At 60.2% G+C, this 12,868-nt stretch carries 11 protein-coding genes; 7 read left to right on the forward strand and 4 right to left on the reverse strand.

The features are described 5' to 3' along the window. Positions 1–7: 7 nt before the first annotated feature. The 4 genes from C1A35_RS21300 to C1A35_RS21315 all read right to left on the reverse strand — a co-directional run bounded on the left by C1A35_RS21300 (position 8) and on the right by C1A35_RS21315 (position 4,894). The gene (locus tag C1A35_RS21300) at positions 8–1,549 is read right to left on the reverse strand and encodes a sugar ABC transporter ATP-binding protein (protein ID WP_104666256.1); all 1,542 of its coding nucleotides are present in this window, start codon (positions 1,547–1,549) and stop codon (positions 8–10) included. 166 nt (positions 1,550–1,715) lie between these two features. Further along, on the reverse strand, positions 1,716–2,645 hold the full coding sequence (locus C1A35_RS21305; protein WP_104666257.1) for a sugar ABC transporter substrate-binding protein: 930 nt from the start codon (positions 2,643–2,645) through the stop codon (positions 1,716–1,718). 230 nt (positions 2,646–2,875) lie between these two features. Then, on the reverse strand, positions 2,876–3,688 hold the full coding sequence (locus C1A35_RS21310; RefSeq protein ID WP_104666258.1) for a TIM barrel protein: 813 nt from the start codon (positions 3,686–3,688) through the stop codon (positions 2,876–2,878). A 174-nt stretch (positions 3,689–3,862) separates the two neighbouring features. Beyond that, the gene (locus C1A35_RS21315; RefSeq protein ID WP_104666259.1) at positions 3,863–4,894 is read right to left on the reverse strand and encodes a LacI family DNA-binding transcriptional regulator; all 1,032 of its coding nucleotides are present in this window, start codon (positions 4,892–4,894) and stop codon (positions 3,863–3,865) included. Positions 4,895–5,057: 163 nt separating this feature from the next. Here C1A35_RS21315 and C1A35_RS21320 point away from each other — a divergent pair, with 163 nt between their 5' ends. The 7 genes from C1A35_RS21320 (at position 5,058) to rfaE2 (ending at position 12,864) form a co-directional block, all read left to right on the forward strand. Next, the gene (locus C1A35_RS21320; RefSeq protein WP_104666260.1) at positions 5,058–6,149 is read left to right on the forward strand and encodes a fatty acid desaturase family protein; all 1,092 of its coding nucleotides are present in this window, start codon (positions 5,058–5,060) and stop codon (positions 6,147–6,149) included. Positions 6,150–6,180: 31 nt separating this feature from the next. Continuing rightward, entirely contained in the window at positions 6,181–6,498 is a 318-nt protein-coding gene (locus C1A35_RS21325) for a MocE family 2Fe-2S type ferredoxin (RefSeq protein ID WP_104666261.1), read from the forward strand. A 49-nt stretch (positions 6,499–6,547) separates the two neighbouring features. After that, positions 6,548–7,774: an NAD(P)/FAD-dependent oxidoreductase gene (locus tag C1A35_RS21330; protein WP_104666262.1), complete on the forward strand. Its 1,227-nt coding sequence runs from the start codon at positions 6,548–6,550 to the stop codon at positions 7,772–7,774. A gap of 46 nt (positions 7,775–7,820) precedes the next feature. Next, positions 7,821–8,618: a 3-methyl-2-oxobutanoate hydroxymethyltransferase gene (locus tag C1A35_RS21335; RefSeq protein ID WP_104666263.1), complete on the forward strand. Its 798-nt coding sequence runs from the start codon at positions 7,821–7,823 to the stop codon at positions 8,616–8,618. A gap of 80 nt (positions 8,619–8,698) precedes the next feature. Next, on the forward strand, positions 8,699–9,514 hold the full coding sequence (locus C1A35_RS21340; RefSeq protein WP_104666264.1) for a sterol desaturase family protein: 816 nt from the start codon (positions 8,699–8,701) through the stop codon (positions 9,512–9,514). 634 nt (positions 9,515–10,148) lie between these two features. Further along, complete coding sequence (locus tag C1A35_RS21345; protein WP_158665120.1) at positions 10,149–11,333, forward strand: AGE family epimerase/isomerase; 1,185 nt, start codon at positions 10,149–10,151, stop codon at positions 11,331–11,333. A gap of 61 nt (positions 11,334–11,394) precedes the next feature. Further along, positions 11,395–12,864 (forward strand): D-glycero-beta-D-manno-heptose 1-phosphate adenylyltransferase, encoded by a 1,470-nt coding sequence (rfaE2, locus tag C1A35_RS21350; protein WP_104666266.1) that lies wholly within the window; start codon positions 11,395–11,397, stop codon positions 12,862–12,864. Positions 12,865–12,868 lie beyond the last annotated feature (4 nt).

Here is a 12,868-nt window from a genome sequence, read left to right on the forward strand (position 1 = left end):
TGTTCGCTCAGCTGGCGGCGAGTTCCATGACCTTGATCTGGGTTGCTTCCGCCCTGTCGAGGAAGCCGGTGACGCGGCCCTCGTGCATGACCATGATGCGGTCGCTCATGCCGAGCACCTCTGGCATTTCCGAAGAAATCATGATGACGGCGACGCCGTTTCGCGCGAGCTCGGTGACGAGGCGGTGGATCTCCGCCTTCGCGCCGACATCGATGCCGCGCGTCGGTTCGTCGAGGATGAGGATGCGCGGATTGGTGAGCAGCCAGCGGCCGATCAGCACCTTCTGCTGGTTGCCGCCCGAAAGGTTTTCTATCCGCTCCTGCAGGTTCGGCGTCTTGACGCGCAGCTTGCGGCTCATCTCTTCGCAGGCGGCGGTGATCTGCTTTTCGGTGACGAAACCACCCTTGACGAAGCGATCCTGGAGAACGGCGATCTGCATGTTCTCGAGAATGTCGAGGATCAGCAGACAGCCGGTATCCTTGCGGTCCTCGGTCAGGAACGCCATGCGGTTCTTGATCGCCGTGTTCGGGCTGTCGATCGACAACGTCTTGCCGTCGATCGAAATCGTGCCCGCGCTTGCCGGCGTCACGCCGAAGAGGGTCTCGGCCACATTCGAGCGGCCGGAACCGACAAGGCCGGCGATCCCCAGGATTTCGCCAGCGCGCACGTCGAAAGAGACGTCGCGGAAGACGCCACCAAGAGCGAGGTTCTTCACCGACAGAACGACGTCGCCGATCGGGACTTCCTCTTTCGGGAACATCTGGGTGATTTCGCGGCCGACCATCATGCGGATAATGTCGTCGCGGGTGACGTCGCTCGACGCATGCGTGCCGATGTACTTGCCGTCACGAAAGACCGAGAACTCGTCGGCGATTTCGAACAGCTCGTTCATCTTGTGGGTGATGTAGACGATGCCGATGCCCTGCTCGCGCAGGTCGCGGATGATCTCGAAGAGGTGTGCGACCTCGCGCTCGGTCAGCGCCGAGGTTGGTTCGTCCATGATCAGAACATCGGATTCGTAGGAGACTGCCTTGGCGATCTCGACCATCTGCCGGTTGGCCACCGAGAGATGGCGCACTTCAATTTCGGGGTCGATCTTGATCTTCAGACGATCGAACAGCCGGGCGGTGATGCGGTTCATCTCGCCGTGATCGACAAAGCCGAAGCGGTTCTTCGGCTCGCGGCGGATCCAGATGTTTTCCGCCACCGTCATGAACGGCATCAGGTTCAGTTCCTGATGGATCATGGCGATACCGTTTTCGAGCGCATCAAGCGGCGACGTCAGCCGGATCTCGACGCCTTTCAGCTTCACGTCGCCTTTGTCGGGCGTGTAGATGCCGGCGAGGATCTTCATCAGCGTCGACTTGCCAGCGCCGTTTTCGCCCATGAGCGCGTGGACCGTGCCGCGCTTCAGCTTGAATTCGACATCGTCGAGCGCGACGACACCGGGGAATTCCTTGCGAATACCTTCCGCCGAAAGAAGATATTCGGCCTTGGGTACGGCGCCGCTGGCGCGCACGGCTGCCATCGTTGTCGGACTGAGCGTCATGTTTCTTGCCTCCCCGTCGTTTCCGCCTGTCGCAGAAAAGTCCTCATCGCTGGCGGGTGACCAGCCTATTCTACCGCGTGCGGCATCCATTGGACGCAGACATTTGCGGTCGGACCTGCATTCCTGAACGGAAGCGCGGGTTTTCCCGCGCTCCCGATTTCGGCAATCAGTTCTTCGCCTGATACTTGTCGAGGTTGTCCTTGGTCACCAGCTCGAAGGGGATGTAGACCTTCTTGTCGACCGGCTCGCCCTTGGCGAGTTTCAGCGCGGCGTCGACCGAGCCCTTGCCCTGGCCGGCGGCGTTCTGGAACACCGTCACGTCGAGGTCACCCGCAGCCATTGCCGCCAGAGCGTCCTGCGTTGCGTCGATGCCGCCGATGACGACCGAGTCCATCGAACGGCCGGCAGCCTTCAGCGCCTGGATGGCGCCGATCGCCATTTCGTCGTTGTTGGAAATGACGGCGTCGAATTCAAGACCGGCCGACAGCCAGTTGGTCAGCAGGTCGGAACCTTGCGTGCGCGACCAGTTGGCGGTCTGCTCCTCGACGATCTCGATGCCCTTGCACTGGTCGGTCGCAAGCACATCGTGAATATCCTTGGTGCGCATGCGGGCGGCCTGGTTGGAGAGTTCGCCCATCATGACGACGGCCTTGCCCTTGCCGCCGAGCATCTTGCAGATTTCCTGCGTCTGCAGCGTGCCGGATTCCTGCTCGTTCGAGGCGACAAAGGCCTGCTTTTCCGGCAGGGTGTCGACGTTGACCGGCTCGCGGTTGACGTAGACGAGCGCTATGCCGGCGTCTGCGGCGATCTTCGACATGGCGGCGGTCGCATCGGTATCAACCGGGTTGACGATGATGGCGGTTACACCGGCGGCGATGAAATTCTGAATCTGGCTCTGCTGCTTGGAAACGTCGTTCTGTGCGTCTTCGATCTGCAGCTCGACGCCGTCGAGCGTCTTGGCGTAGTCGGACATGCCGTTGCGCAAGACCGTCAGGAAGTTGTCGTCGAAAAGCGCCATGGATACGCCGATGGTTTCGGCATGGGCTGCTGTCGACATCATCACGGCGAGCGCCGTGCCTAGTACCAATTTCTTCATTGTCCTTCTCCTCCACAATGGTGCCCCGGCGACACCTTCTCCTGCCAGGGACGCAATGCCGGATTGCGCTCACTCATTCCGAAAGCGGCACTCCCGCTGCGCTTTCGAATAAAACGGAATAAACGAACCAGTAAATTGCGATTACGGAATATGTATTCCATTTTATGCGGACGCCGTCAAGACCTGATACGGCGCCCGTTGTTGATTTGCCGGCCGCTCTTCGCGGATGCTCAGATATGGGTCCGAATGTAGTCCACGCTTTGCCTGACCGCGGCCGCAGGATCCGCCAATCCGTGGACTTCGGCGGCAAAGGGCTCGAAGGAAAGCGGCCCAGCATAACCCGCCGCGCGCAGGCGCCGGATCTGTCCGACGTTGTCGAGCAGATCGCTTTGGTCGATGAGGACGCGGTGCGAATCGCGAAGATCGGCCACGGCGACCTGTCCGTCGGTGACGCCGGAGATGTGGATGAGGCCGGTCATTCCAGGATAGATTTCAGGCTCGCCGGCGAGGTAATGGTGGAACGTGTCGTGCACCAGACGGAAGGTCATTTCGCCGTCGACTGCCTTGATTGCCTCAACGGCCTCCGTCTTCGAGCGGAGCGAGCAGATTTCGAAGCCGAGCGGTTCGACGAGCCCGACGATTCCGGCCTTTTCGAGCATCGGCTTCAATGCGGCCAGAGCCTTGCGAAGATTGTCCTGCCGCTCGCCATCGGCCTGGCACGTGCCGTCATTGACGGGGACGAGAACCAGGGCCCTGGCGCCGCAGTCGCGGGCATAGGCGATCAGTTCTTCTGCTTCGGCGCGCCTGGCCCCGTTCCATTCGTTGAAACGCTGCAGGGCATTGATCGAGATGATCGTGATGTCGTGGCGACCGGCGAGGGCGGCGACATCCTTTGCGGGCGTGCCGTCGAGGATCGCGTTGCCGGCGAGATCGTTGCGGATCTCTACGGAGGACATGCCGAGCGATCTGGCGAGTTCGAAAAAAGCGCCAAGCGGCAGGCTTGGCGTCGTCATGTGGTTGAGAGCGAAGGGCAGGGCGGTCACGGGAATGTCTCCTCCAGTGGGATGGGTCACACGTTATAAATAGAACGTTCATTCCATTTATAACGTTGCGGACCATTCACCAACCGCTGGAGCACAGTCAAAGAGCGCGATGCTCAAAGGCCTTGCATTTCTGCTAGATTGCCCTTCGTCGATGATGGAATTCCATCATGATCGCTAGATATTCTCCGGCGTGAAAAGGTCGAACGGCAAGAAGGTTTGCCCCGGCGCGCCGGTCGGACCCTTGTCGATCGCCTGGATCATCAGAGTGATCGTTTCGCGGGCGAGCGCGGCGGTCGGCGTCGATATCGCCAGGGTCACGACATCGTCGCCAAGGGCCGCTCGGGACTCCGGCGTCAACTCGTTGACGACGGCGATGAGCTTGCCTTCGAGCTTTTCCTCGCGGATCGCCGAGATCGCCCCTTCCATGCCGCCGCCGCAGACATAAAAGCCGATCAGGTCCGGGTGGCGCTGGAGCAGATTGAGTGTCGCCTCATGGGTGATCTCGGCCGTATCGAGATTGACCATCGTGTCGAGCACTTCGAAATCAGGCGCATGCTCACGGAAATAGGAGCGGAAGCCGATCTCGCGGAGTTCGTGACCGAGAAAGCGATGGCTGCCGACGAAGGCGGCGACCTTGCCGGGACGCTTGGCCGCCTTGGTGATCATCCAGGCGGCGGTCCGGCCGACCTTGTGATTGTTGAGGCCGACATAACCCTCGCGAACCCCGGCGGCAAAATCCGACAGCAGCGAGAAAACGGGGATGCCGCGTTCCTTGAGTTCCTCGATCGCGGTCGTCACGGCCGGGTAATCGGGAGCGACGAGCGCAATGGCCTGGTTGCGTGCTGCGGCGGCCCGGAGCTTTTCCGTAATCGCCGATGGAGTGGAATTTGCAACGAAGTCGATCTGGGCAAAGACGCGCGCGTGCGAAAGCGAGAGCGCGGCGTTGTCGATTTCTTTCGCAACCGTTTGATAGAAGGCCTGCTCCGGCTTCTGCAGCACGAAGCCGAGCCTGTATTGCGGCAGATCCTCAAAGACGCGCTGCCGGATCAGGCCGACGGCGTGATAGCCGATCGCCTTGGCTGCCTCGTAGACGCGGCGCGCGGTTTCCTCACGCACGGGATGGCGTCCGTTGAGCACGCGGTCGACGGTCGCGACGCTGACGCCGGCGGTGCGCGCAAGGTCGGCAATGGTCGGGCGGTTGCTCATCGCTTCTCCTGATAGGTTTATATCACAAATGAAATGCGCTCAATGACGTCATTTGAGAGAATATATCATTGCTGCATTGAGGCCTGGCAAAAGTCAACCTATCGTCATTGCACGAGATGAGACGCCACCGGCCGATCGGGCCGGACCGCGGGGAGGAGCGCAAATGACGATGATGCCGACGAAGCGAGATTACAGCCTGCTTGGCCGAGATGCCCAGGCAGCCGTCGCCAATGGCCTGTCGGCGGCCGAGTGGTATCACACCGATATTCCGCGCAAGCAGATGAAGGAACTGATGAAGCGCGAGGACGGACCGGCCATCCGCGACACGGCGATCTGGCTCGGCTGTCTCGTCCTTTTCGGCGCGCTCGGCATCGCGTTCTGGGGCACCTGGTGGGCCGTTCCGTTCTTCCTCGCCTATGGCGTTCTCTACGGTTCGGCCTCCGACAGCCGCTGGCACGAATGCGGCCATGGCACGGCGTTCAAGACGATGTGGATGAACGACGCCGTCTATCAGATCGCCTGCTTCATGATCATGCGCAATCCGGTCACCTGGCGCTGGAGCCACACCCGTCACCACACGGATACTGTCATCGTCGGCCGGGATCCCGAGATCGCCGTCATGCGCCCGCCGGATCTTCTGCGCCTTGTCCTCAATTTCTTCGGCATCCTCGACGTCTGGCACGCGATCGTCGACATGGTGCGCAACACGTTCGGCATCATCAGCGCCGAGGAGGCGACCTTCATCCCCGAGATGGAGCAGCCGAAGGCGATCCTCGTCGCCCGCATCTGGTTTGCGGTCTATGCCGCGACAATTGCCGCCTGTTTCTATCTCGGCTCGATCCTGCCGCTGATGCTGATCGGCCTGCCCCGGCTTTATGGTGCCTGGCATCATGTGCTGACCGGGCTGCTGCAGCACGGCGGTCTTGCCGACAATGTGACCGACCATCGGCTGAACAGCCGCACGGTCTACATGAACCCGGTCAGTCGCTTCGTCTACTGGAACATGAACTACCATGTAGAGCACCACATGTTCCCGATGGTGCCGTACCACGCGCTGCCGAAGCTGCACGCCATGATCAAGCATGATCTGCCGGAGCCGAACCCGTCGATGCTGCACGGCTACCGCGAAATGATCCCGGCCTTCCTGCGCCAACTGCGCAACGAGGATTACTTCTTGAAACGCGAGCTGCCGGCGACAGCAAAACCTTATCGCGAAGAGTTTCACAGCGATGCGATCGGGCACGCAGCCGAATAACCGATGAATGTCGAGAAGATGGGAGGAAATCATGAGCGGGAACTGGATCGAAGTCTGCGCGGCCGACGAAATCGATGAGGAAGACGTCATTCGTTTCGATCACGGTGGGCGCACCTTTGCGGTCTATCGCAGCCCGGACGACGAATATTTTGCCACCGACGGGCTCTGTACCCACGAGCACATTCATCTCGTCGATGGCCTCGTGATGGACGACATCATCGAATGTCCGAAGCACAACGGCCGCTTCAACTACAAGACCGGCCAGGCCAAGGGCGCGCCGGTCTGCGTCAACCTGAAGACCTATCCGGTGAAGGTGGAGGCCGGAAGCGTGTTCATCGCGCTTGGCTGAAGCCGTTTTCATGAGGATTGGGCTCGCCGCGGTGGGCAGGGAGGTTGAGATGGGTTCCATCGTTATTGTCGGCGCCGGCGAATGCGGCGCAAGGGCGGCCTTTGCCCTCAGGGAGATGGGGTATGACGGCAAGATCACGCTGATCGGCGCGGAGCCGCATCTTCCCTATGAGCGGCCGCCCCTTTCCAAGGACGGCCTTAGCGGACAGCTCCCGCCGAAGTATGTCGCGGATGCCGAGCGCTACAGGGTGGCAGGGATTGAGGTGCTGACGGATACGCCCGTCTCGGCCATCGATCGAACCGATAAGAGCGTGACGCTCACAGACGGAACCAGCATCGCCTATGACCGGCTGTTGCTTGCGACCGGCGCCCGGGCGCGAACGATCGCGGGCACCGACGACGCGTCGCGGCGTATTCGCACCCTCAGGACCCATGCCGATGCCGAAGAGATCCGCCGCGAACTCGCGCCGGGGCGCAAGCTGGCGATTATCGGTGGCGGGTTCATCGGTCTTGAGCTCGCCGCAACGGCGCGCCGGCTTGGTGCTGCCGTGATCCTGATCGAAGGGCTCACCCGCATCCTTTCGCGCGGCGTGCCGGAGGACATTGCGGCTGTCGTCGCCGCGCGGCACCGCGCCGAAGGCGTCGACCTCCGTTGCAGCGCGAAGATCGAGCGCATCGATGCGGACGAGAACTGCGCGCGCGTCGTCCTCGCCGACGGTGAAACAGTCGATGCCGACCTCGTCGTCATTGGCATCGGCGCGATCCCGAACACCGAACTCGCGGCAGCCGCCGGTCTTGCGATCGACAACGGCATTGCCGTCGACGCTACGCTGCAAACGAGCGACTCCGATATCTATGCCGCCGGCGACTGCTGCTCATTCCCTCTCTGCCACTATGGCGATCGTCGGGTTCGGCTTGAGGCATGGCGCAATGCGCAGGATCAGGGAACGCTGGTTGCCGGCAACCTACTCGGCGCTGGCGAGGCGATTGCGAGCGTGCCGTGGTTCTGGTCCGATCAGTACGATCTCACGCTGCAGATCGCCGGGCTTGCAGAGGGCGCCTCGACGACCGTGCGGCGCGACCTTTCCGATAGCGCCTTCATCCTTTTCCATCTCGACGATACCGGCCGCCTGCTTTCGGCTTCCGGGATCGGCCCGGGCAATGCGGTCGCGCGTGACATTCGGCTCGCCGAAATGCTGATTGCCGCCGGCAAGCGGCCGGATCCGCAGGCGCTCATTTTGCCCGAAACCAAGCTCAAGGCGCTTCTCGCGGCCTAGCGCGAGCGGCGATCCATCCTGTTTCCATGATTTCGGGAGCCTCCCCATGAAAAACCACCGCCCGACCGTTGCCGACCTCTTGTCGATGAAGGGCAAGCGCCAGCTCACCATGTTGCGCGTCGAGACGCTCGAAGAGGCCGAGGCAGCGGAAACAGCCGGCATCGATCTCGTTTCCGTGCCTCCGGCGCTTCTGGGGCCGGAGTTTCGCGAGGTGGCGCCGACCTGCTTCGCCTTTCCTGGTCTCGAATATGGCGACTACGTCACGGCGGAAGAGTACATGCGCGCGGCCTTCAAGGCGCTGAAGGCCGGCGGTGATGCGGTCTATTGCGCCGCCGGGCTTTCCACCGTCCGGCGGATGCGGGAGGAGGGCATTCCCGTCTGCGGCCATGTCGGCCTCATCCCCTCCAAGGCAACCTGGACCGGCGGTTTCCGCGCGGTCGGCAAGACTGCGCAAAGCGCGCTGCAAATCTGGCAGCAGGTCAAGGCGCTGGAGGAAGCCGGAGCCTTTGCCGCCGAAATCGAGGTCGTGCCCGGTGAAGTCGCAGCGGCGATCAGTGGCAGAACGTCGATGCTGATGCTCTCGATGGGGGCGGGCGCGGGCTGCGACGCCCAATATCTGTTTGCCGCCGACGTGCTCGGCAGCAATCGCGGCCATGTGCCGCGCCACGCCAAGACCTATCGCAACTTTGCCGCCGAATACGACCGGCTCCAGCGCGAACGGATCGCCGCGTTCTCGGAGTTTGCCAAAGATGTGCACTCGGGCAGCTACCCGCTAGAGGGGCACCTCGTCGGCATTGACGGAGCTGAACTGCGCGCATTTCTGGCCGACATCGAGCGCGCCTAGAGCCGCACGACTTGCGCGGGAGAGGGTGCTTGGTATAGTCCACGCGCCAATTCAACTTTCTTTCCGCGACGGATTACGATTTGAGCGCCCTTCTTCAGGACAGTCTCACCTTTGTCGGCTTGCTGGCTGCGATTTACGCGGCGACGGTGGCGCTGTACTTCATCCTGGGCTACGGCATCACCTGGCTCAACGACCGTAACCCCGAGCGCCGCATCCAGAAGGGGCGGCGCGGCGAAAAGCGCAAGGCCATCGAGATCCGCCAGAGCATGGCCTCGATCCTTGTCACCTGCACGTCGGTCGCGATCGGCCTTTTCGTCCAGTACAAGGGATGGACCGTGTTTTCGCCCTGGGAGTTCAGCTGGTGGACGGCTGTCCCCCTCTTCGTGCTCTGCATGGTGCTCTTCGACGCCTGGTTCTATTTCGCCCACCGGCTGCTGCACACCAAACTCTTCTATAAGTACCATCTCCTGCATCACCGCAGCGTCGCGCCGACGGCCTGGAGCAACGATTCGATCGGCCTGGTCGATACGGCCATGAGCCAGGGCTACTACGCCGTCATCACGCTTCTCGTGCCGTTTCCGCCGATCATCCTTCTGGCGCACCGCCTCTTCGATCAGATCAACGGCACCTTCGGCCACGCCGGCTTCGAATATTTCGCCTCCCGCACCGCACGCTATCCGTCGCCGCTTCTCTGCACCACCTATCACGACCAACACCACGCCGAGTTCAAATACAACTACGCGAACTATTTCTCGTTCTGGGATCGCGTGATGGGGACCGTTGCGCCGAATTATGACCGGCGAGTGGAGGCGTTTGAGGGGGAGGCGAAGGGGTTGATGCTGCGGAAGGCGGCGGGTGTCGTGGCGGAGGTGGCGGAGCAATCGGCGGCTGACTGAAGAGACCTGGGCAAGGTAGGTAGTGGTGCCGCATCGGCTGGTTATGCGACCTTTCGGCCGTGTCAATTTTTTCTGTGCGTTACTATAGATTTGCGAAAAGCGTGTCGGACTTGGCAGGCTGGAGAATTGTGGCGCGATGGTTGGCGTTCGCATGAACAATTCAATTGGCCCTAAGCGGCCCATCATTGCGGGTCGATCGACATAGACGGGCGCGCGTACCAATCCGTCGGCCGCACAACCTAAAAATAGCGAGTAACTTGGCGCCTTGTACTCGTGGATCAGTTCTATACTGGCGCCCAGTTTTGAAGTTCGTTCGGGGCGGCCGATATTGGCTAGTGTTAGTCGCTGGCGGCATTTTTGTCACTGGCGGAAATGGCGCGCTGCGTTAATTCGAGATTTCATCTTGTGTTGCGGATGCACGGATGAGAAGCGACGACCACACGGGATAGATGTTTACGGCGCCATTCTCCCGACGAAATTCCAGCTTTATAAGCTTGACGGCGCCCGGGAATTTGACAACTAAAGGCCGGTGTCTGTCTTCATCTGGTGACGCTTGCGTGCCGTTGCCCAGGGGAGTTGTTGGCAGCTCCTGGCTGTTGAGTGCAGTTTGTGATTGGATTTCCCCGGTGGGTTCATGATGCATGTAAAAATCGCGACCTGGTTGGCCGACCACTCTATCCCGCGCATGCTTGCCGACGGAACCGATTGGTCGAATGGCGGATTTGCAGAGAGGCTAGATTGGGCGGGGCGCCCATTGGACCCGGGCTTTAAGCGCTTGCGGGTCACAGCACGGCAAATTTACGCGTTCTCTCATCTTGGTCTTGGTGGTTCCAAAGAGGCTGTTCGAGCTGCCGAACACGGAATGGAGTTCCTCCTGACGAAAGCTAGATTGGGGGGCGGCGAATTTGCTTCTCGGTTGACGACTCGAGGAGATCCTCTGGACACCACAACTGATCTTTACGATCTTGCCTTCGTGCTTTTCGCGTTGGCTTGGTGGTATAAGTTGACCGGCGAAGAGGATGCACTCTCGGTTGCCGAGGACACGCTGCGTTTCGTCCGCCGTAAGCTTGGCCATCCATCTGGACGAGGTTTTCTCCATCGCGAAAACGCCCGCGCCCCATATCAGCAAAATCCCCATATGCATCTGTTGGAAGCGGCCATTTTTCTAGCCGCCTTCAGCGGGCGGGAGCTGTTTTATGTACTTGCGAGAGAGATCTTTGAACTCGCGGTGAGTGACTTTTTTGATCCAAGAACGGAAACCCTCGCTGAATATTACGGTGACAACTGGAAGCGGGATGCCGGCTCTGATCCGATCGTTGTAGAGCCTGGTCATCATTTCGAATGGTGCTGGCTCCTGACCCGTTACTCCGCACTCATGGGGGAAAGATCTGCGCTGCATGTCGCGGAGAGGCTGTTCTGGTTCGGAAGAAAACACGGCTTCGATTCGTCGAGTGGCTTGATCTACGACGCCGTCGATCCATCAGGGCGTTGCCTAAAAGCCGACTTTCGATCGTGGCCCAACCTCGAGTACGTTAAGGCTATGATTGCAATGAGTGAAACGTATCCAGGCGACAGTCGATTCGCGGCAGATCAACTTGACGAGGCTATAGAACGCATTTTTTCGTTCTTCCTCGGCCAGGGCAATATTGGCGGCGTGTCTGTCCCGCCAGGGCTTTGGTTGGATCACATCTGCGCGGCTGATTTCTCGGCAAAGGTCGACCACATTCCTGCCTCCACCTTCTATCATCTCGCATTTGCGTTTACAGAGGTGACGCGGCATCGCGCCGGGCGTCACATTTTCTCCGGCGCTCCATGGTGAGATCTCGCCGGTGCGAAAGTTGAAGATTTTGGACCTTAACGCTGACAAGTAGGATTTACTTATGTTCGCACGCAACATGCGTCATACCGATTTCCGCGGTGCCGCAGTTCTGGTCGTTGGCGACTTGATGCTTGATCGCTTTCATTACGGATCTGTTTCTCGCATTTCACCCGAAGCGCCAGTTCCTGTCTTGCTGGCGAAACGCGAGTTGTCGATGCTCGGTGGTGCAGGCAACGTGGTTGCGAATATCGCGGCGCTCGGTGGTGCAAGCTGCCTTATCAGTGTCGTTGGCGACGATGCTGCTGGGGGGGAATGCAAGGCCTTGCTTGCGGCGACTCCGCGTTGCAAGGGCGAATTGATAATTGATTCAACCCGGCGAACGACTACGAAAACTCGTTTTGTCAGTGGCAGCCAGCAATTGTTGCGATGTGACGAGGAAGACCCGCATCCGTTTGACGAGACTACTACGAGGCAGATTGTCGAGGCGTTCGACCGTGTCGTGGGTGATTACCAGGTTGTCGCGTTGTCGGACTATGCGAAGGGTGCTGTCCATGATGTGGTGCTACGGCACATCATCGGCCGATGCCGAGAACTCTCCATTCCTGTTATTGTCGATCCGAAGCGGAGGGATTTTTCGGCGTACGAGGGCGTGACCGCAATCAAACCCAATCGCTCAGAGCTTGCGGCGGCAACAAGTATGCAGTGTTCGACGATGGAGGAATGGGAGAATGCAGCGCGGCATGTTTCGTCAATCACCGGCGCTGACATCCTATTGACCATGTCGGAACTCGGGATGGTTCTCTATGAGAAAGGGAAGCCTGCCGTTCACTCCCATGCCACGACGACCGAGGTGTTCGACGTATCGGGCGCGGGAGACACGGCACTCGCGGTGTTTTGCTCAGCGCTTGCGGTCCGCTATACGATGGAGCAAGCAATGTTCTTGGCCAACGCTGCGGCTGGCGCTGTCGTCCGCAAGTTGGGAACTGCGGTGCTGTCACCGGAAGAACTTAACAGAGAACTCAACAGAATCAATGAACCGCTCATTGAGGCTGTGTGCGATGTTGCCACTGCGAAAGGGCAAGTGGCAAGTTGGAAGCAGGAAGGCCTATCTGTAGGCTTCACGAATGGTTGCTTCGACATCGTTCATGCGGGACACATAGAATTGCTGCGTCGAGCGGCGGAAAAATGCGACCGACTGGTCGTAGGGTTGAACAGCGATGCTTCCGTGTCGCGCCTCAAAGGGCCGCAGCGGCCGATTCAACCTGCAGAATCGCGTGCCGCGGTCCTTGCTGCTATGCAGGATGTTGACATGGTCGTGATTTTTGAGGAGGACACCCCCCTGAACCTGATCCAGGCGCTACGACCCACGGACCTCTTCAAGGGCGCCGACTATACGGAGGACCGGGTTGTAGGTGGCGATGTTGTGAAAGCCGACGGCGGTCGGGTGCATCTTATCGAACTGGTACCCGGTCTCTCAACGACTCGCGCGGTCGAGCGAATCAAGTTTGGTGTGTCTGATCGCGTAGCCTGATGCG

Origin of the sequence: Ensifer adhaerens (genome assembly GCF_002940685.1) — a bacterium.
Lineage (GTDB): Bacteria > Pseudomonadota > Alphaproteobacteria > Rhizobiales > Rhizobiaceae > Ensifer > Ensifer adhaerens_E.